The organism is Streptomyces sp. NPDC006294, from assembly GCF_042870895.1.
Taxonomy (GTDB): domain Bacteria; phylum Actinomycetota; class Actinomycetes; order Streptomycetales; family Streptomycetaceae; genus Streptomyces.
Genome location: NZ_JBIAHV010000009.1, coordinates 299,096 through 318,625, shown reverse-complemented (window position 1 = coordinate 318,625; position 19,530 = coordinate 299,096). Strand labels below are relative to the sequence as shown.

Genomic DNA, 19,530 nt, shown 5'->3' with positions numbered 1-19,530 from the left:
TAGCCGGTGAAGCCGCGTGCCGGGCTTCCCGGGAAGGGGCGTTGTGAGATTGGCCCAGGAAAGCACGGGCAGATTGCACCACGCTTCCGGTCAACTCACCGTCCAGGATAGTGATCACAGGGGCGATGGAGACGTCGGCTACCAAGGGGAGCGCACACGATGAGCAGCATCCGCACCAACCCGGCGCCGGTCGTGACTCGGGCCGCCGAGGCCGAGACGACGAGCGACCCCAGCAGCACGATGACGCTGCTGGCAGACTCCGAGGCGACGGGTGGGCTGCTGACCAGCTACCGATCCACCTTCGCCGAGGGAGCTGTGGGAGCACCGGCCCACTTCCACACCCGGGCCGCGGAGACGTTCTACGTCATCGACGGATCCCTGCGCGTTCTCGTGGGGAGGCGATCACCGTGCTGAGCGCGGGTGACTTCCTGCTCGTACCACCGCACACCCCGCACGCCTTCGCTGCCGCCCCGGGGTGCACGGCCGACGTGCTGTTCACCTTCACTCCGGGGATGGCTCGCTTCGACTACCTGAGACTCCTGGGCCGTGTGATGCGAGGCGAAGCCGACTTCGAGGAAATCAAGGCGTCCTCGGAGCGCTTCGACAACCACTACGTCGACAGCCCCGTGTGGAACGCCGCGCTTGCCGCCGGCTGACCATGTGCGCAGCCCCGGTCATGCAGCGATGCAGACCGCCGTGGCTGCCCGGGGAGCCGCCGCCCGACCGCGCCGCGCGCCGACCACCATGCTCATCCGCCGTCGCGCCGTGCATCGCTTCGGAGACTTCGCCGAACTCCTCGCTGATCTTGAGCATGCGCATCATGACGCGCTCCCGCTCGGTCAGCTCGCCGGCGTTCTCGTCAGCCATGTGCGGATGTGCCCGACCCGCTCCCACGTCCCGCCGTGTGGGTCGCTGTGGTTCGCGCCGTTCATGTCTCTCCACTGGTCGTATCGACCTCAGAGCAATGCGGTGCCTTGGGTCAGGCAGGTCGGGTGCAGACGAACCCGAGAGACGTCAGGCCCTCGGCTTGGCAGAGCCGGTCAGACGCTCCGCCGACCTCGGTCTGGAGCAACTGGTAGGCGGCCCCGCTCGCGCGGCCCCATGCCATCGCTGCCCGCCACAGTGCGCGGCCGTAGCCGTGGCCGCGGTACTGCGGCAGGACGGCGAAGTACTGGGGCAGCAGTCGGGTCCGTCCTGCCTCGTCGCTCATCGTCTCCATGGGGCCGATGGCACCGGCCACGTGCCCGTCCCGCGCGACGGTGAGGACCGGCCCTACTGTTCCAGCGGTCATCTGCTCGTGGAGGAATTCGAGCCCGTCGGCCTTCATGTCCTCGGCGAATGCGCCGAACGTCGCCTTCACGGTTTCGGGCTGCCCGTCGTACGGCCGTACGGCGGCGGTCGGAAGGGCCTCCGGGCCGGGGCTGGTGAAGTCCTTCATCTGGACCCGTGTGCCCACCGCGGCGGCAGACTGCTCGGGCTGGTCGGGCCCGAGGAACCACACGATGCGTGCGGCCCCGACCCGGTGAGCGGCAGCGAGCTCGCGGGCGAGTTCGGCTGCGTCGGCCAGGGCGTCGGGCATCCCATACACGTGGACCTTCACCGCCCCCCGGCGGCCTGGGTCCGACAGAGTCGGGATGAGTGTTTGCCGCGCATTGTGGCGTACGGCGCCGGTGAGGATCCGCTCCGTCTTGGTTTGCGACCAGCGCCGGTCCTTGTCGTAGGGCAGGAACTTCCCGTTGTCCGCGACGCCTGCCGCAGCGGTGAAGAGGCGAGGGAGCGGGCCGGCGGGGTGCACGGGGCCGAGCGTCGGCACAAACGGCACGGGCATCACGGGCTGCATCCAGTCCCAGTTCAGGTGCATGGCCGCACGCTACACACACGCCACAGGCCCCGGTGCGCGAGCACCGGGGCCTGCACGTTCATGACCGGATCAGACGCAGATCAGGTCAGTGGGGATTGTCGTCACCAGCCGCGCACGAGCACTTCGCGGCCTCCATCACGTCGTCCAGGTCCGCGACGGGGGTGATGGTGAGGATCGGCGCGGTGGGCCGCTCGACAGGCCGCGTGAGGTACGGCAGCCCCTGGCCCGGCATGTCCCCGGGGAGGGGACGCCTGGGGGAAATCTCGACAGCGACAGCGGTCATGGTCAGCCTGCTTTCTTCATTCCATGCTGGCAGTAACTTGCGAGTGGTGCCTTCGCCTCTTGGTAGTGCTTGGCCAGCGGCCTGCACACCGTGCAGGCCCCAGAGAGCTGACAGCCAGAGCACCCACCGGTGCGAAGCATGAGGCGGTCGGCGATGGCGCCGAGCCGTGCGAGACCGTCGATCCCCTCGTCGGGGAGACTGATCTGGTCATCGCGGCCGATCTTGCAGATCGTCGCGAAGCCGTGCGGGTCCATGTGGAAGAACGTGTGGCCGGCGTTGCACCCCCCGAAGGGCTTCCGCATCCGCAGGTGTTCCTTGGACTGCGCGGTGAGGACTTCGCCGCCGCCGTAGATCGTCGGCGTCATGTTCGTGAAGACGGCGTAGTCCAGGCCCCACTGTTCGCAGAGGCCGATCATCGCCTGTTCCTCGTGGGCGTTGTCCTCGGTGACGATGATGCTCATCCGCAGCGGGAGCGTCGCCCGCCGGGCGGCGCCCATGCCCTGCATGAACAGGTCCCATGCCCCGGCACGCTGCGTCAGCTCGTCATAGCTCCGCTTTGTCGCCCCGTACATCGACACCGTGACCCGGTAGGGCGGGCGCTCCCGGAGCATCGCGAGCAGGTTCTCCCTCCAGAGGAGGGAGCCGTTCGTAGAGAGCGTGATGATCATGCCGTGGTCCCACGCGTGCCGGTACGAGGGCATGAAGTCCTTGTCGACCGTGGGCTCGCCCCCGGTGACCTGGAGCCACAGCACACCGGCCTCGGCCATGATGTTGAGGCTGCGGAGCTTGTCGTCGAGGGGCATACCCGAATTGACCTTGAGGCCCAGGTAGCAGTGCTTGCACTTGTAGTTGCAGCCGAGGTTGACCTCCCAGGACGCCTTGCCGTAGCCCCACGTCGACGGCTGCCGCACGAGTAGGACGTCCGGCAGGGGCCGGCCGGTGATGTCCGTGCCCCACTGCTCGCGGACGGAGTCAGCCAGCCAGGCCGGGACGGCGGCTTCTGTCGCGCGGGTGCGCAGCTCCTCGTAGTTGGCCTCCGGGAGGAGGAGCCCACCGGGGCTTCCAGGACGGACGAGCACATGCTGTCCCAGGAACGGACTGGCGATCAGCTCATGCATGGATGTCTTCCTTCGGTCGGACGATTCAGGCAGTTGTCGAGCTCGGTCAGCGTGGGACGTTGTGTGGTGGGACCAGGTCCTCCAGGCACCCGATGCGCGGGCAGGAGCACACCGCCGGCGTCTCCCCGGCCCCACGCTTCGCATGGGGCCGGTCCACCAGAACGGGCATGTCTGTGGCTTCGCATCGCCAGCACCGGCCGGTAGCCCACGCCCTCTCCATCGGCGGCTTTCCGCTCGTCACGCCGACGATGAGCGCTGCCAGGACCACGGCGACGATCACGACGTAGTGCAACGCGACCAGGCGGGAGCTTGGTCAAGCGACGGCGGGCCGTCGCTCAAGGAGGTAGTCGAGTGCTTGGCGCTGGAGACGGGCGAGGCAGTTCTCGCACGAGTAGAGGGGAGCGTGCCGGCCATCCCACTGCACAGGACCGAGCCAGATCACCGGCAGGTTGATGCGCTCGCACCCGAGCCAGCAGTCACCAGTGACCCATAGCCGTTGCACGGCGGCCCTCCCTTCGGTGTCGAAGCCCCGGCCGCCCCTCGACGGGGGAGCGAAGAGCGGCCGGAGCACCCCGAGGACAAGGCACAAGCCCCGGGGAGTCGTGAGTCACAGCACGGCGGGCGAAGCCCACTCCGCGCCTGGAAGCTGCTCGGCGAACGGCCTCGGGCCATGGAGCGTGCGGCACAGCCCGCAAGCGTGGACGGTGCCTCCTGGCCCGCTGCCGGTCTCGATCACATGGACGAGACGGATGTCCTCTCGCGGAGCCGAAATGCGTACTCCTCCGCCTCGCCGATGCTGGTGAACAACGGGATCGCTTGCGAGGTCTGCCGGATCGTTTCGACGTCCACAAACAGTTCATTCGTCGGTCCCCCTGACCAACGCACGCTGCTGGTCGCGGCCACGAGCGACGAGCGCCACGACGGCGTGCGGGCCGCAGAGGACACCAGGGCCATTCATCGGGACGCACCAGTACGACCGGGCAGCTCGCGGATCGGTCTGGCCGGGGTGAGGCACGCCCACGAAGGTGCTACGCCCCAGGCACTGCGCGTCCCTTCCGAGGAGCATGACCCACTTCGGGAGCTGGGCCATGCTCGCCGGCACGAGGGCGTAGTACTGCTGACTGTGCTGGTCGACGAACACCGGCCCGTCGAGCGCTCCCGTGAGGTATGCGTCGGTCTCCGCGGGGTCAGCAGTTCCGGCGGCGGCCTGGACGATCGTGGCAGGAATCCGGACCGCTGCGAAGCCGCCGCCGCAGCGAAGAAGAGCGGTGTAGGTCGTCGCCCACTCGGTACGGGCTGCCGGGATGTCCGTCGCCGCCGCGAGAAGCCAGTGGGCGACGGCCATTTCACGGTCCCTCCGTGTATGCACCAGCACGCCGGGAAGCGGCTCGACCGGTGCCTGCACGCTGCTCACAGCGTCACCTCCCAAGTCAGGCGCAGCCGAACCGTGCACCAATTCAGATCAAGTTCCTGCGGAACGCGGCCCACGGTGACGGCCTCCCTCATAGGCTCGATTGGGAACGCATACAACGGTATGGATCCGCGGTCATGCCCTGAAGTGACCGCCAGTACAGGTGGTTGGATGCGATCTGTCGGGAATGGAGCGCCCATGCGGCCGAGCTCACGAGAATCCCTGACCGGCGGTCAGGGAACCGGGTCACGCCCCCGCGAGGGCGTCATCTCGGGCTACGTCTTCCGCGTCATACGGGAGCAGCAGGGCTACACGCAGTACGAGGCCGCTGAACGCCTGCGGGTCTCCTCGGACACGATCGCCGGCTGGGAGTCCGGTCGGCGCCCCCTCACCGCCATGCCCGTCGGGCAGATGCTCGTGCACCGACACCGACTCATGCAGATGGGCACGGCCCCGGCACTCCTGCAAGCCCTCGAGCGCGCCCTTGAGGCAGACGTACTCCTCGGCAGCGTGCTCACCGAGGACTCACCGGTCGACGAAAGCCCGCTCGGCTCGATGGTGACGCAGCGGGAACTCGTAGAAGTCCTCACGTGGCCACTCAGCGGCGTGGCCCCGCAGTATGTCCGCGACCTGCCGCCCCCACCACGAACCCGGCGAGGCCCCGCACCCGCAGGACCGGAACTCACCACCTCCGACCGCGCCCGGTTCTTCACCCGAATGCGGCGCACCGCCGAACAGGCACGCGGCGACGGCCAGTTCCTTCTACGCCGTCAGGCGCTCTATCTGGCCGGATACGACGACCAGGACGACACCGGCGAATGGGTCGCCCACCAGCAGCGCACCGAGCGGCCCGACGACTGGCTCACTCTCTGGCTCAACTCCCGCTCCGTCGCCGCCGTCTCCGCCCGGCACGGCGACCGCGACCGCATGGGCTACTTCATCGGCACCGCTCTCGCGGACGACGCCGGCGAAGCAGCGAACCTGAATTACTGGGCCTACTGGATCGGAGAGGCCCCGCACATCGAACTCTCCGACGACTTCATCGCCTCTCCCACCCCCGGCTTGTGGTCCGGTGACAAACTCCTCGCCCACCTCGCCCACGGCCTCGACGCACGCCACGGATACGTCGACCTCAACATCCACACCGTGTGGTCCCTCCTCCAAGTCCGCCCGAACCTGTTGCGGAGCGGTGCAGCGGCACGTGCCCTACGCGACCGCCTCCCCGTGATGTTGGATAGCCGGGAGCTGTCGGCGCGCGGGCGCCGAGAGTTGGAGAGCATCCGGTACGCGATCCGCCTCGCCGAGGCGTGAGAGGAGTCCGACGATGGCAGACGACCTGTCCGCGGTGGCACGCTTCCTGTACGAGGCGGGAACGCTCAAGCAGACGAAGCGCACCGGCTGGTGGATGGCCGGCGTACGCGACCCCGAGTCGGTGGCCGAGCACTCCTGGCGAACCGCGCTACTCGCCTCGATCATCGCGAAGCTCGAAGGGGCAGACCCGGCGCAGGCCGCGTTCCTCGCGGTCTGGCACGACTCGCAGGAAACGCGCACGGGAGACGTGAACCACCTCGGGAAGAAGTACACCAGCGGCGAGGCGGATCCGAGGGACGTCACCGCCGACCAAGTCAAGGGCATGCCCGAGGACCTGGCCGCCGCCATTCGCGGCCTGGTCGACGAGTACGAGTCGAAGGAGTCGCCCGAAGCGATCTGCGCCCGCGACGCCGACAAGTTGGAGTGCCTGATCCAAGGCGTCGAGTACAAGGCCCAGGGATACGAGAACGCACAGCGGTGGATCGACAACAGCCGTCGGCGGTTGACGACGAAGTCCGCGAACGCCCTCGCTGATGCCGTCCTCGAGACCGGCTCTCTCGACTGGCTCCGTGCTGCCCTTGGGGAAGGCTGAGGGTGCCAGACGTCCCGCCCAGGTTCCACGATGACGCCGTGCCCCGGTCGCGGCCAACGCTGCGTTGCCACACGGGGATCGGGTCAGGCAGAGTCACGTAGTGCGGCGTAGGCGGCGCCCCGGTCCTCGAGGCGGCGGACGCACGGCTCGCACGCGTAGAACGGGCCGTGACCGTGGTCGTCGCTCTGGACGGGACGAGCCACATGACCGGCAGGCCGCGGCGGTCACACCGCCAGCACTCGCCGACGAGCCACACGGTGCGGTCCACGGCGGACGGCTCCCCTCCCCCTTTGGCGATCGTGGTGAACCCACCCCGGCCGGTCTGGTGCCACGGGGAGAGCACACAGGTGCTGCGGGGCGCGGCGGCCGTCGGCGGGGGGCTACCCGCTCCGGGCCCGCGCCCTCCCCGCCGGCATGGCCGGGGCGGAGCCGAACGCGCCGGCCCGGGGGACGACGGACACGCCCTGTGAGGACCGCCCCCGCCCCCTCGTGCGGGGGCGGCCTCGTCAGGGGGTCTCGCGGCCGTCAGTCGGGGAGCGCGTTGGCGAGGGCCACGCCGCCGTACCACAGGGCGCTGCGCTTGGGCGTGCGCTGCTGGGACTCGAAGTCCACGCGGACGACGCCGAAGCGCATCCCGTAGCCTTCGGCCCACTCGAAGTTGTCGAGCAGCGACCAGAGGAAGTAGCCCCGGACGTCGGCGCCCTCCTCGATGGCCCGGTGCACGGCCCGCAGATGGCCTTCGATGTATGCGGTGCGGTCGGCGTCCTCGATCCGGCCGTCCGCCTCGACGGTGTCGTCGAAGGCGGCGCCGTTCTCGGTGATGTACATCTTCAGCCCCGGGTGATCCCGGTGGATGCGCACGAGCTGGCGGCGCAGGCCGTCCTCGTCGATCTCCCAGCCGATGCCGGTCCTCGGCAGCCCGCGGTCGATGAAGCGCACGTCCTCCGCGCCCGGCCACGGGGAGGGCCCGTCCGGCTCGCCGCCTCCGGCGACCCGGTAGGAGGTGTAGTAGTTGACGCCGAGGAAGTCGACCGGCGCGCCGATGATCTTCTCGTCGGCCGCTTCGATGTGGCCGGTGCCGCACACCCGCTCGAAGTGCTCCCGCACATCCGCCGGATAGGCGCCCTCGACCACCGGATCCAGGAAGAGGCGGTTCTGCAGCAGGTCGATCCGGTGGGCCGCGTCGAGGTCCGCGGTGCTCTCGGAATCGGCGTCCACCGGATAGAAGTTGAGCGTGATGCCCACCTCCGCGTCCGGCGCCGCCGCCCCGCGGATCGCGGGGACCGCGAGGCCGTGGCCGAGCAGCAGGTGGTGGGCGGCGCGCAGCGAACCGGCCGGGTCGACGGCGCCGGGGGCGTGGATGCCGTTGCCGTAGCCGAGGAAGGCCGCGCACCACGGCTCATTGAGGGTGCCCCAGAGCTTCACCCGGTCGCCCAGTGACTCGCTCACCAGCTGCGCGTACTCGGCGAAACGGAAGGCGGTGTCCCGGGTGCGCCAGCCGCCCACGTCCTCCAGCGCCTGGGGGAGGTCCCAGTGGTAGAGCGTGAGCGCGGGCTGGATGCCCTTCTCCAGCAGGGAGTCGACGAGCCTGCTGTAGAAGTCGAGGCCGCGCGGGTCGGCCGGGCCCCGGCCGTCCGGCTGGATGCGCGGCCAGGCGACGGAGAAGCGGTAGCCGCCGACGCCGAGTTCGGACATCAGGGCGACGTCCTGCTCGTACCGGTCGTAGTGGTCGGCGGCCACATCGCCGTTGTGGCCGTTGGCCACCTTGCCTGGAGTGTGCGAGAACGTGTCCCAGATCGACACTCCACGGCCGTCCCGGCCCGCCGCGCCCTCGATCTGGTACGCCGAGGTCGCCACTCCCCACAGGAATCCCGGTGGGAAGGACGCTGCGGCCTGCGGGCGCGCGAGCGCTGCGGGAACCGGATCGTTCTCTGCGGTCATCGTCATCCTCTGATCGGTCGATCGCCGGCGGCGGGCCGAGGGCCCGCGGCGGCCGGGCACGAACTTGGCGGGGCTGCTGAAAGCGCTCCCGCTCCGACGACCGGCAGCTCTGCGGCGGGGCAGGCGGAAGACCAGAGCTGCGTCAGCCGGAATGGGAGCGCTCCCATGAGATTCGGGCAGCCGGCGCGGGTTGTCAAGGGCCCGAGGTCCTGTCGCGGTCATTGACACGGGCCGTGGGGAACCGCTTCATTGGTCCGCGGTGCCGCACCAATGGTGCTCGACCTGCCGTGCCCGTCGGGGCGCGGCGGGGGCGAGTTGCGACCGAGGCGCGCCGCCCATGTGGGAGCGCTCCCGTATCCGGGTTCGCCGACCGTCCTGACCCGGTCGGTGGCCACCTTGGCTGGGAGCGCTCCCGTTCGCCGCCCCGACAGCCCCGACAGCCCCGACAGCCCGGCACCGTCCCAACCGCTCCGCACCGCCCGGCCCCGTACGTATCGCGCTCAGACACCGCCCGCACGCGTTCGCTTCCGTCCCCCACCCAGGAGGCCCGTACGATGCTCCGCGCCGTCCGATCCCGCCCACGCCGCCGCGCGGGGCGCCTGGTCGCTTGCCGCGCCACCCGCTGTACGGCAACGACCGCTCCTCCGGCGACCATGTGCACCAGCCGGACTTCTCCTCTGCCATCCGCCCCGAGCAACTACCGGCTCACCGTCGACGGGGCCGCTACGTGGGGGCCCTTCGTCACCCAAGAAGCGGCCCTTACCCGAACTGGGCCGCGAGGGCATGCAGTAGGCGGGTAGTGGACGAGCAGGTGGGCAAGGTCCCGTTCGCCGCTGAACTGTTCAGGTCGGCCTGGAAGTCGGCGCAGACCTTCCACATGATCTCTTCGGCGCGGGTCGGCATGGCGTCGGTGAACGCGTTCCGCCGGTACTGCGTGACAAAAGCCAAATGAATGTGCAGGTTATGGACAACATGGCGACCAGTTCTGGCATCGGGGTTGGGTCCCAGCCCGGTGACATAAGCCAACGCTATTGTCTTGATCGTGAGCCAAGCCATTCTGTCAAGCGGCAGTTCGGGCATCGTGCCCGGCTTGCACTGTCGCCTGCCGAGGTGCTGAGGACTGATGGCCAGGCGCACGCGGCCCGCAGCATGTGGAACCTGCTCCACGCCTGGTGGCGGATGATGCCGAAGGAGAAGCGGACTCTCGCACTCGCGGATGCCGCGATCGGACAGGCCCGCGAGGACATCGACTTCCTGACCGTATTGCCTGCTCAGGCCGCGCAAGCGGTCCTCAAGGCGTACTTCCAGGCGTGGAAGAACTGCTGGGAGGGCCGCGCCGACGCCCCCACCTTCAAGGGCCGCCTCCGCACGGTGTTGTCCGTGGACATCCCGCAGGGCCGGGACCTGAACATCGTCCGCGTGCACCGCTGGTGGGGGCAGGTCAACATTCCCAAGGTGGGCCGGGTCCGCTTCCGGTGGACCAAAGACCTTCCGGTGGGCAAGCGGGCAGGCGTGGAGAACCGGATCACCGGGGCGCGACTGACCAAGGACGCGCTCGGCTGGCACATCGGCTTCCGTGTTCAGGGCTTGGAGGTCGAGCCCGCGCCCCATCCGGGGCCGGACGTCGGCATCGACGTCGGGATCACCGTGCCCCTCGCCCTCTCGGACGGGACGACGTACGAGCACGGTGAGTGGCTGACCAAGAAGGAGAAGGCCAAGCTCCTGCACCTGGAGCAGCGCGCCGCGCGGCGCAAGCGGCACCGCAGGCCCGGCGAGCGCACCAGCCGCCGACTGCACCGCACTTACGACCGGATCGCGGGACTGCGCGCGAAAGCCAAGCGCCGGGCCCTGGACTGGCAGCACAAGACGACCACCGCCATCGCCCGCACCTACGGCACCGTCGTGGTCGAAGCACTCACCATCACGAACATGGTCACATCGGCCAAGGGGAGCATCGAGGAGCCGGGGAAGAACGTCGCCCAGAAGTCCGGGCTGAACCGCTCCATCGCTCAGGAGGCATGGGGGCGGACGGTCACCATGCTGACGTACAAGACCGCCCGGCACGGCGGCACCCTGCACAAGGTCCCCGCCCCCGGCACCTCCAGGCGCTGCTCGGCGTGCGGCTTCACCACGCCCGGCAACCGGGAGAGCCAGGCCGTGTTCGTGTGCAGGAACCCGGACTGCGGCTGGTCGGGCAACGCCGACCACAACGCGGCCCGGAACGTCCTGCACCTGTACCGGACGGGCCACGCGCTCGTCCCGGCTGCCGGGAGGGCAGTCGTCAGGCGCGCGAAGCGCGTCAAGCCCGCTGCCGCGAGGTAAGCAGGAATCTCCCGGCTTCACTTCAGCCGGGAGAGCACTTCAACCGGTCAATCACGCCATCACCCTCCGGCCCTCGGCTCGCCGGCCGCCGCGGGCCGCTGCCGCGCTGAGGCGGCACGCGGTCAGGCCGTGGCGCGGCGTACCAGTTCCGTGCGGAGCACCACGTTCCGCCAGGCGGCGCCCGGGGAGGCCATCTGGTCGAGGAGGACGCCGGCCATGGTGCGGCCCATCTCCTCCACCGGCTGGCGGACCGTCGTCAGCTGCGGGTCGGTGTGCTGCGCGAGCGGCGAGTCGTCGAAGCCGATGACGGCCACGTCACCGGGCACCGAGCGGCCCGCGGCGCGCAGGGTGTGCAGCGCGCCGGCGGCCATCACGTCGGACGCGGCGAACACCGCGTCGAGGTCCGGATGGCGGCGCAGCAGCTCCGTCATGGCGTGGCGGCCGCTCTCCTCGGTGAAGTCGCCGTCGGCGACCCAGGTGGGGTCGAACTCCCCGTACGCGCCGCGGACGGCCTCCTCGTAGCCGCGCAGCCGGCACTGGGCGACGTACATGTCCGCGCGGCCGGTGATGGTGACGATCTTGCGGCGGCCGGTCTTGGCCAGATGGCGCACGGCGAGCCGGGCTCCTCCGGCGTTGTCGCAGTCGACGTAGGAGACCGTCTCGTCGCCGGTGCGGCGGCCGCCCAGCACGGTGGGCATGTCCATGTCGGAGAGCTGGTCGGGGAGCGGGTCGTCACGGTGGAGGGAGACCAGCAGGACGCCGTCGATCCGGCGGGCCTTGGCGTACTGGAGGAAGCGGTCTCGTTCACGCTCCGTGCGCACCAGGGTCAGCAGCAGCTGGAGCTCCGTGTCGGCCAGGCCGATGCCGACGCCGTGGATGATCTCCGAGAAGTAGGGCTCGGTGAAGAACCGCTTCTCGGTCTCGGGGACGACCAGCGCCACCGCGTCGGTGCGGCTGCCCGCGAGGGCGCGGGCGGCGTGGTTGGGGATGTACCCCAGCTCCGCGATGGCCTGCTCGACAGCGTGCCGGGTGGAGTCGCGCACCCCTGGGGACTTGTTGATCACCCGTGACACGGTGCCCCGCCCGACACCGGCCAGGGCGGCCACCTGCTCGAGTGTGGGCTGGCCGTAGCGGCCCCGTGCTGCCATGCGTGCCTCCGGTGAGGGTGTTGCCGTGTGCGTCGATTCTCCCTGGTGACCTCGGGGACGGAGAGTTCGGGAGCGCTCCCAATATTGATCGATCAGGTCCGGCTTGTCGAGGATCATGCCGGGGCGCCGGCGTCGCCGCGGCGCAGGCGCGACCAACTGGGCTTCATGTCACGCCTTGCGTGATTTGTCAGCGCTGAAAGCGGGAGATTCCCGCGCCCGTGACATCTCGGAGCGATAAAGCTCTGTTGTTCGACCTTGACAGAGGGTGTCGCCGCCGGGAAGCTTTCGAGCCAAGCAGTAGTGGGAGCGCTCCCACTAACCCGTACGGGATTGCTGTGCACCGCTTCCTCACTTCCCCTCCGTGACCGGTCCTGCTCGCCGTCAGCCCCACTCTGTCGCTCTGGGCCCGCCACCAGCCGAAACAGTCGTAGGAGCCTCGAATGCGCATATCTTTTGGTGACGTCCCGCGCAGACGCCGCGCGGTCACCCTCACCACCGCGAGTCTGCTGTCCCTCGGTCTTCTCGTGACCGGATGCGGCGGCTCGGGGGACGAGGAGGGCAGCGACAGCTCGGGCGGAGAGATCACCCTCCGCGTCGGCACCTTCGGATCGTTCGGGTTCGACGACAAGACCGGCGCCAAGCTCTACGCCGAGTACGAGAAGCTGAACCCCGGCATCAAGATCGAAGAGACCAACGTCGCCGACGGCCAGAAGTACTGGGACGCGCTGAAGCTGAGGCTCTCGCAGGGCAGCGGCCTCGCCGACATCCAGGCCATCGAGGTCGGCTACATCGCGGAGGCCACCGGCGAGGCGATGTCGAAGAAGTTCGTCGACCTGGGCAAGACCGAGGGAGTCGACACCTCGGCGTTCCTCGACTGGAAGGTCAAGCAGGCCACCACCCAGAACGGCGAGATCGTCGCGCTGGGCACGGACATCGGTCCGATGGGCATCTGCTACCGCAAGGACCTGTTCCAGAAGGCCGGCCTGCCGACCGATCGCGAGGAGGTCGGCAAGCTGTGGGCCGGTGACTGGGCCAAGTTCCTGGCGGCGGGCGAGAAGTACAAGGACGGCGCGCCGGACGGAGCGGCGTTCCACGACTCGGCGAGCGGTCTGTTCAACGCGGTCGTCTCCAGCCAGCCCGAGCAGTACTCGGGCGAGGACGGCCAGCTGCGCTGGGACAGCAGCATCGGCGTGATGAAGGCGTGGGACACCGCCGTCAAGGCAGCCCAGGGCGGACTGACCGCCAAGCTGCGGCAGTTCGACGAGAAGGGCAGCTGGAACGCGGCGTTCAAGAACTCGAAGTTCGCCACCGTCGCCTGCCCGTCGTGGATGACCGGCATCATCAAGGACCAGGCCGGACCGGCCAACAAGGGCAAGTGGGACATCGCCCAGGCGCCGGTCCCGGCGAACTGGGGCGGCTCGTTCCTCGCCGTGCCCAAGGCGGGCAAGCACACCGCTGAGGCCGCCAAGCTCGCCGCCTGGCTGACCGCGCCCGAGCAGCAGGCCAAGGTGTTCGCCGTCAACGGCAACATCCCCTCGACCACCGAGGGCCTGAAGTCCGAGACCGTCCAGAACGCCCAGCCCGAGTACTTCCCCGGCGTCCCGGTCGGCAAGATCTACTCCGAGGCCGCGCAGCAGATCAAGCCGGCCCCGATCGGCCGCTGGGACGGCCAGGTGAAGACCTTCCTGACGGACAACGGGATCCTCGACATCGAGACCCGCGGCACCTCGCCGGAGAAGGCCTGGAACAACGTGCGGAAGCTGGTCGAGGACAAGATCGACCAGTAGCCGACGCCCTTCCGCCGGCTGCCCCCGCGGCAGCCGGCGGCTCCTTCGCGGACGCCGCGCGGGCGCCCGCCGTTCTTCCGTCACCACTCACCAGGGAAAGGGTCGCCTGATGGCCACCTCCCTCCGGCCCGAGCAGGGCGCCGACGTGATCGCCGGCCCCTCGGGCCCACCGAAGGGCCCGCGGCACCGGGACCCGTCCGGCTGGCGCAGCCGCCTCTACCGCCTCGACCTCAAGGCGACCCCGTACGCCTATGTGGCGCCGTTCTTCCTCGTCTTCGCCGCCTTCGGTCTCTTTCCACTGCTGTACACCGGCTGGCTGTCGCTGCAGAAGGTCGAGCTCGGCGGCGCGGCCGAGTGGCGGGGCCTGGAGAACTACACCAGGCTCTGGGACAGCGACTTCTTCTGGAACGCCCTGGCGAACACCTTCACCATCGGCGTCATCTCCACCGTGCCGCAGCTGCTGATGGCCCTCGGACTGGCCCATCTGCTCAACTACCGCATCCGCGGCCGCGGTTTCTACCGGGTCGCCATCCTCGCCCCGTACGCGACCTCCATCGCCGCGGCCGCGCTGGTCTTCGCCCAGCTGTTCAACACCGACTACGGGCTGATCAACCAACTGCTCGGCTACGTCGGCATCGACGCGGTCAACTGGGAGACCGAGAAGTGGCCCGCCCAGATCGCCATCTCCACGATCATCACCTGGCGGTGGACCGGCTACAACGCGCTGATCTACCTGGCCGCGATGCAGGCGGTGCCGAACGACCTCTACGAGGCGGCGGCCCTCGACGGAGCCTCCCGCTTCCGGCAGTTCATCAGCATCACCATCCCGTCGATCAAGCCGACGATCCTGTTCACCATCGTCGTCTCCACCATCGGCGCCACCCAGCTCTTCGGTGAACCGCTGATCTTCGGCGGCAGCCTGGGCATCGGCGGCGGCAGCGGCAACCAGTACCAGACGCTGAGCCTGCTGATGTACGAGAAGGGCTGGGTCACCGGTGCGCTCGGCCAGGCCTCGGCGATCGCCTGGGTGATGTTGCTCCTGCTGCTGGCCATCGGCCTCGTACAGCGCCTGCTCAGCCGGTCGAGCGCGCAGAAGAAGAACGGAGCGGCACGCTCATGAGTCATGTGCTGGACAAGACCGCGGCGCCCGCCCCCGCCGGACCGGCGAAGGCGCGCCGCCGGCGGCTGGGGCAGAAGGCCGGGCGGCAGCACCACGGCGGCCCGCTGACCTACGCACTGCTGGTGTTCGCCGCGGTGGTCTCGCTGTTCCCGCTGTACTGGAACCTGGTCGCGGCCTCCCACTCCGGTGAACGCGTCGTCCAGGCCCCGAGCCCGCTGCTGCCGGGCAGCCGGCTGTTCGAGAACCTCTCCATCGCCTGGAACCAGGTGGACATGGGAGAGGCGCTGATCAACACGACGATCGTCGCGGGCGCGGTCGCGACCAGCACCGTGCTGTTCGCGACGCTCGCCGGGTTCGCCTTCGCCAAGCTGCGGTTCAAGGGGCGCAATGTGCTTCTGGCGGTCGTGGTGGCGACGATGACGGTGCCGCCGCAGCTCAGCGTCATCCCGCTCTACCAGCTGATCACCGAGCTCGGCTGGGTCAACCAGCTCCAGTCGGTGATCCTGCCGAGCCTGGTCGCCGCCTTCGGCGTGTTCTTCATGCGGCAGTACCTGCTGGAGGCGCTGCCGGTCGAGCTCATCGAGGCGGCCCGGATGGACGGCGCCCACAGCCTGCGCATCATCTGGCACGTGGTCTTCCCCGTAGCCCGGCCGGCGATGGCCGTCCTCGGCATGCTGATCTTCGTCCAGTCGTGGAACGACTTCTTCTGGCCGTTCATCGCCCTCACCCCGGACGGCTCGCCCACCCTTCAGGTGGCACTCGCCGGTCTGGGATCGGGGAACCACACCGTGAACCACGCGATCGTGCTGACCGGCGCGTTCATCGCGACCGTTCCGCTGCTCCTGGTCTTCGCCCTGCTCGGCAAGCACATCGTCGGCGGCATCACCTCGGGCGCGGTCAAGAGCTGACACGCAGGGGAGCCGGGGCTCGCAAGGCGCGTGGGGGGGCGCCTTGCGAGCCCCGGCGCATTCACGCGTCGTAGGCCGCCCGCGCGCAGGCGGCGCGCAGTTCCGGCAGGCCGATGAACTCGGTGTGGGTGCCGGCCGCCCCGCAGACGAAGGCACCCGCCACCGAGCCGGCGAGCACGCACTCCTCCATCTTCCGGCCCTCGAACAGCGAGTGCAGGAACGCGGTGACGAACGCGTCCCCGGCGCCGTTGGTGTCGACCACGGGGCGCTCGGGCCGTACGGCGGGGAAGTGCCGCGCCTTCTCGTCGCCGCGCACCAGCAGGTGGCAGCCCGCGGCGCCGGCCGTCGCCACGACGAGCCGTGCCCGCCCCTCGGCGAGGATGCCGTGCATGACCTCCTCGAGCCGGTCGCCGAGGGCCGCGGCGCTCAGGAAGACGTAGTCGGACGCGAGGGCGTAGTGCCGGTGGTGCGGGTTGCGGCCGTCCCAGTCGTGGAGATCGGTGGAGCTGGTGACGCCGAGCCGGTGGACGTCCTCGTACATGTCGCGGTTGTGGCCGACGATCGAGAGATGGACGTGCCGGGCGCGCTCCAGGAACGGCAGATAGAAGGGGCGCGGCAGCCGCAGGTCCGCCGGGTGGCGGCCGTCGTAGAAGGAGAAGCGGCGGCCCGCCGGGTCGACCAGGTTGATGCCGCGCGGTGTGCCGTGCGGGGAGTGCACATGGCTGAAGTCGAGGCCCCGCTCCTCGTACGCGGCGAGCACCGTGCGGCCCTGGACGTCGTCCCCGAGGAAGTCGATGAACTTGGTGGCGAGGCCCAGCGCGTGCCAGCCCAGCGCCACGCCGTTGCCGGTGTGCCCCACGTAGTCGCGCACCGGGGGTACGAACAGCGAGTCGCCCGGCGGTACTTCCAGTGCGTCGACGCGGACGATCGTGTCCACACCGGTGCCGCCGACGACCAGTACGTCGTACTCCTGCTCGCTCACCTACGGCCTCAATCCCGGGCCGCGGCCCGCTTCGTGGCGGACGCGGTCGAACCCCGTACCACCAGCTCCGGCATGAAGACGAACTCGCTGTGCGGGGCGGGCGTGCCCTCTATCTCCTCCAGCAGCGCGCGCACCGACGCCTGCCCCATCGCCTGGACGGGCTGGCGGATCGTGGTCAGCGGCGGATCGGTGAACGCTATGAGCGGGGAGTCGTCGAAGCCGACCACCGAGATGTCCCGGGGGACGTGGAGCCGCTGCTGCCGCGCCGCGCGGATGGCGCCGAGGGCCATCATGTCGCTGGCGCAGGCGATCGCGGTGCACCCCTTGGCGATCAGTGCGGCGGCCGCCGCCTGGCCGCCCTCCAGGGTGTAGAGGGAGTGCTGTATCAGCTCCTGCGACTCGTCGGGCGACAGACCGAGCCGTTCCTCCATGGCGGCCTTGAAGCCCTCGATCTTGCGCAGGACCGGCACGAACCGCCGGGGGCCGAGCGCGAGGCCGATCCGGGTGTGGCCGAGGGAGGCGAGGTGGGTCACCGCGAGCTGCATCGCGGCCCGGTCGTCGGGGGAGACGAAGGGGGCCTGGACCTTCGGCGAGAAGCCGTTGACCAGGACGTACGGCACGCCCTTGGCGCGCAGCCGGTCGTAGCGCTCCATGTCGGCGGTGGTGTCGGCGTGCAGGCCGGAGACGAAGATGATCCCGGAGACGCCCCGGTCCACCAGCATCTCGGTGAGTTCGTCCTCCGTCGACCCGCCGGGGGTCTGGGTGGCGAGCACCGGGGTGTAGCCCTGCCGCGTCAGCGCCTGGCCGATGACCTGGGCGAGGGCGGGGAAGATCGGGTTGTCCAGCTCGGGGGTTATCAGTCCCACGAGGCCGGCGCTGCGCTGCCGCAGCCGGACCGGCCGTTCGTAGCCGAGCACGTCGAGTGCGGCAAGGACGGATTCGCGGGTGGCCGCGGCCACGCCGGGCTTGCCGTTGAGCACGCGGCTGACTGTGGCTTCACTGACCCCCGCCTGGGCTGCGATGTCGGCGAGCCGCGCGGTCATGGGAGTGGACTGTACCGGGCGCGCGTCGGATTGCCCACCAGGGGTGGGAATCGGCAGGTTCATAGCGGCATGTCGCCGCAGGCCCGCCCGTACGGCCCCGTACGGCCTCCGTACGGCCGCCGCGGGCCATGAAGCGCCTCACATCCCTGCAAAGCCTTGCGGAGTGCTTGCGGAGGCGTCCGCCGGCGGCGCACCCTGGGCACGGTCCGGCTCTGGAGGGGGTGTCAAGCGATCCTTCGGCAACTCTCAGGACACGCGGATGTAACGATCACCCGTCCTTGCAGAAATTTGCCGCAAGGTCTTTCCGATGGTTTTCAGCCCTGTTACGTTCCTGGCAACCCGGCACCGCGAGGGAGCGGACGGCGGGAGGCAGGTCTTCGCCTCCGCCCTTCCGGGATCAGTTGAAGGAGTTCACATGCGGCGTGGCATAGCGGCCATCGCTCTGGTCTCGGCACTGGCCGTGTCGGCGACGGCGTGCGGTGGGAACGACAGCGGCGATACCGGCAACAAGAGCTCTGGTGAGCTCAGCGGCACGGTCACCTGGTGGGACACCTCCACGGTCGGCAGTGAGGACAAGGTCTTCAAGAAGCTCGCCGAGGACTTCACCAAGCTGCACCCGAAGGTCACCGTCAAGTACGTCAACGTGCCGTTCGGCGAGGCGCAGAACAAGTTCAAGAACGCCGCGCAGTCCGGCTCCGGCGCCCCCGACGTCATCCGTTCCGAGGTCGCCTGGACCCCGGAGTTCGCCGACCTCGGCTACCTCGCGCCGCTCGACGGCACCGCGGCGCTGAAGGACGAGGACGACTTCCTCAAGCAGGCCGCGGCCTCCACCGAGTACAACGGCAAGACCTACGCCGTTCCGCAGGTCATCGACTCCATGGGCATCTTCTACAACAAGAAGATCTTCAAGGAGGCCGGTGTCGAGGTCCCCAAGACCATCGACGAGCTGAAGACCGTCTCGGCCACCATCAAGGACAAGACCGGCAAGACCGGCCTCTACCTCCGTGGTGACGACGCCTACTGGTTCCTCTCCTTCCTCTACGGCGAGGGCGGTGACCTCGTCGACGCGAAGAACAAGAAGATCACCGTCGACGACGAGGCCGGCGTCAAGGCCATGAGGACCGTCAAGGACCTGGTCGACTCCAAGGCCGCGATCACGGACGCGACCAACGGCTGGGACAACATGCAGGCCGCCTTCAAGGACGGCAAGGTCGCGATGATCATCAACGGCCCGTGGGCCGTCGCCGACACCTACACGGGCAAGGACTTCGCCGACAAGGCGAACCTGGGCATCGCGCCGGTCCCGGCGGGCTCGGCCGGTCAGGGCGCTCCGCAGGGCGGCCACAACCTCGCCGTCTACGCGGGGTCCAAGAACCTGGACGCCTCGTACGCCTTCACCGAGTACATGACCTCCGCCGAGAGCCAGGCCAAGGTCGCCAAGGAGCTCAGCCTGCTCCCGACCCGCAATTCGGTCTACTCGCAGCCGGGTGTCGCGAGCAACGAGATCGTCAACTTCTTCCGCCCGGTCGTCGACAAGGCCGTCGAGCGCCCGTGGATCCCGGAGACCGGCAGCCTCTTCGCGCCGCTGGTGACCGAGTACACCAAGGTCCTCACCGGCCAGACCACCCCGGAAAAGGGAGCGAAGGCCACGGCCGACGAGTACCGCAAGCTCCTCAAGGACTGGAAGTAACAGGAAGGTTGGC

The 19,530-nt window shown here is 69.4% G+C and carries 16 protein-coding genes and 1 pseudogene; 8 read left to right on the top strand and 9 right to left on the bottom strand.

From position 1 onward, the window contains the following. The first annotated feature begins 159 nt into the window (after positions 1-159). Positions 160-656: pseudogene (locus ACFYOP_RS18740) on the top strand (cupin domain-containing protein). 323 nt (positions 657-979) lie between these two features. Here ACFYOP_RS18740 and ACFYOP_RS18735 read toward each other — a convergent pair. The 4 genes from ACFYOP_RS18735 to ACFYOP_RS18720 all read right to left on the bottom strand — a co-directional run bounded on the left by ACFYOP_RS18735 (position 980) and on the right by ACFYOP_RS18720 (position 4,607). Next, positions 980-1,861: a GNAT family N-acetyltransferase gene (locus ACFYOP_RS18735; RefSeq protein WP_356899037.1), complete on the bottom strand. Its 882-nt coding sequence runs from the start codon at positions 1,859-1,861 to the stop codon at positions 980-982. Positions 1,862-1,946: 85 nt separating this feature from the next. Then, on the bottom strand, positions 1,947-2,144 hold the full coding sequence (locus ACFYOP_RS18730; protein WP_356899038.1) for a hypothetical protein: 198 nt from the start codon (positions 2,142-2,144) through the stop codon (positions 1,947-1,949). A 2-nt stretch (positions 2,145-2,146) separates the two neighbouring features. After that, complete coding sequence (locus ACFYOP_RS18725) at positions 2,147-3,262, bottom strand: radical SAM protein (RefSeq protein WP_356899039.1); 1,116 nt, start codon at positions 3,260-3,262, stop codon at positions 2,147-2,149. A gap of 856 nt (positions 3,263-4,118) precedes the next feature. Then, a complete protein-coding gene (locus ACFYOP_RS18720; RefSeq protein WP_356899040.1) occupies positions 4,119-4,607 on the bottom strand; it encodes a hypothetical protein in 489 nt (162 codons plus the stop codon). Positions 4,608-4,871: 264 nt separating this feature from the next. Here ACFYOP_RS18720 and ACFYOP_RS18715 point away from each other — a divergent pair, with 264 nt between their 5' ends. Further along, a complete protein-coding gene (locus ACFYOP_RS18715; RefSeq protein ID WP_356899041.1) occupies positions 4,872-5,984 on the top strand; it encodes a helix-turn-helix transcriptional regulator in 1,113 nt (370 codons plus the stop codon). A gap of 13 nt (positions 5,985-5,997) precedes the next feature. Further along, entirely contained in the window at positions 5,998-6,576 is a 579-nt protein-coding gene (locus tag ACFYOP_RS18710; protein WP_356899042.1) for an HD domain-containing protein, read from the top strand. A 525-nt stretch (positions 6,577-7,101) separates the two neighbouring features. Here the strand turns inward: ACFYOP_RS18710 and ACFYOP_RS18705 are convergent. Together ACFYOP_RS18705 and ACFYOP_RS18700 are read right to left on the bottom strand one after the other, a co-directional pair. After that, positions 7,102-8,517, bottom strand: a complete 1,416-nt coding sequence (locus ACFYOP_RS18705) for a GH1 family beta-glucosidase (RefSeq protein ID WP_356899043.1) — start codon at positions 8,515-8,517, stop codon at positions 7,102-7,104. A 759-nt stretch (positions 8,518-9,276) separates the two neighbouring features. Further along, complete coding sequence (locus tag ACFYOP_RS18700) at positions 9,277-9,654, bottom strand: transposase (protein ID WP_388452043.1); 378 nt, start codon at positions 9,652-9,654, stop codon at positions 9,277-9,279. 12 nt (positions 9,655-9,666) lie between these two features. Here ACFYOP_RS18700 and ACFYOP_RS18695 point away from each other — a divergent pair, with 12 nt between their 5' ends. Continuing rightward, positions 9,667-10,839 carry an RNA-guided endonuclease InsQ/TnpB family protein gene (locus ACFYOP_RS18695; protein WP_388452089.1) on the top strand — a complete coding sequence of 391 codons (1,173 nt, stop codon included), beginning with the start codon at positions 9,667-9,669 and terminating at the stop codon, positions 10,837-10,839. Positions 10,840-10,961: 122 nt separating this feature from the next. Here ACFYOP_RS18695 and ACFYOP_RS18690 read toward each other — a convergent pair whose 3' ends face one another. Further along, a complete protein-coding gene (locus tag ACFYOP_RS18690; RefSeq protein WP_356899045.1) occupies positions 10,962-11,987 on the bottom strand; it encodes a LacI family DNA-binding transcriptional regulator in 1,026 nt (341 codons plus the stop codon). A gap of 440 nt (positions 11,988-12,427) precedes the next feature. On the opposite strand from ACFYOP_RS18690, the gene ACFYOP_RS18685 reads away from it, so the two are divergent. The 3 genes from ACFYOP_RS18685 to ACFYOP_RS18675 all read left to right on the top strand — a co-directional run bounded on the left by ACFYOP_RS18685 (position 12,428) and on the right by ACFYOP_RS18675 (position 15,802). Continuing rightward, positions 12,428-13,774: an ABC transporter substrate-binding protein gene (locus ACFYOP_RS18685; protein WP_356899046.1), complete on the top strand. Its 1,347-nt coding sequence runs from the start codon at positions 12,428-12,430 to the stop codon at positions 13,772-13,774. A gap of 109 nt (positions 13,775-13,883) precedes the next feature. Continuing rightward, on the top strand, positions 13,884-14,894 hold the full coding sequence (locus tag ACFYOP_RS18680) for a sugar ABC transporter permease (RefSeq protein ID WP_356899047.1): 1,011 nt from the start codon (positions 13,884-13,886) through the stop codon (positions 14,892-14,894). Next, the gene (locus ACFYOP_RS18675) at positions 14,891-15,802 is read left to right on the top strand and encodes a carbohydrate ABC transporter permease (RefSeq protein WP_356899048.1); all 912 of its coding nucleotides are present in this window, start codon (positions 14,891-14,893) and stop codon (positions 15,800-15,802) included. Before ACFYOP_RS18680 ends, ACFYOP_RS18675 begins: the two co-directional genes overlap by 4 nt. Before the next feature lie 61 nt (positions 15,803-15,863). Here the strand turns inward: ACFYOP_RS18675 and ACFYOP_RS18670 are convergent, their stop codons facing one another. Then, the gene (locus ACFYOP_RS18670) at positions 15,864-16,784 is read right to left on the bottom strand and encodes a carbohydrate kinase family protein (RefSeq protein WP_356894902.1); all 921 of its coding nucleotides are present in this window, start codon (positions 16,782-16,784) and stop codon (positions 15,864-15,866) included. 8 nt (positions 16,785-16,792) lie between these two features. Continuing rightward, positions 16,793-17,827 carry a LacI family DNA-binding transcriptional regulator gene (locus ACFYOP_RS18665; RefSeq protein ID WP_356894900.1) on the bottom strand — a complete coding sequence of 345 codons (1,035 nt, stop codon included), beginning with the start codon at positions 17,825-17,827 and terminating at the stop codon, positions 16,793-16,795. A 415-nt stretch (positions 17,828-18,242) separates the two neighbouring features. Between ACFYOP_RS18665 and ACFYOP_RS18660 the strand changes: the two genes are divergently transcribed. Further along, the gene (locus tag ACFYOP_RS18660; protein ID WP_356894898.1) at positions 18,243-19,517 is read left to right on the top strand and encodes an extracellular solute-binding protein; all 1,275 of its coding nucleotides are present in this window, start codon (positions 18,243-18,245) and stop codon (positions 19,515-19,517) included. The last annotated feature ends 13 nt before the right edge of the window (positions 19,518-19,530 follow it).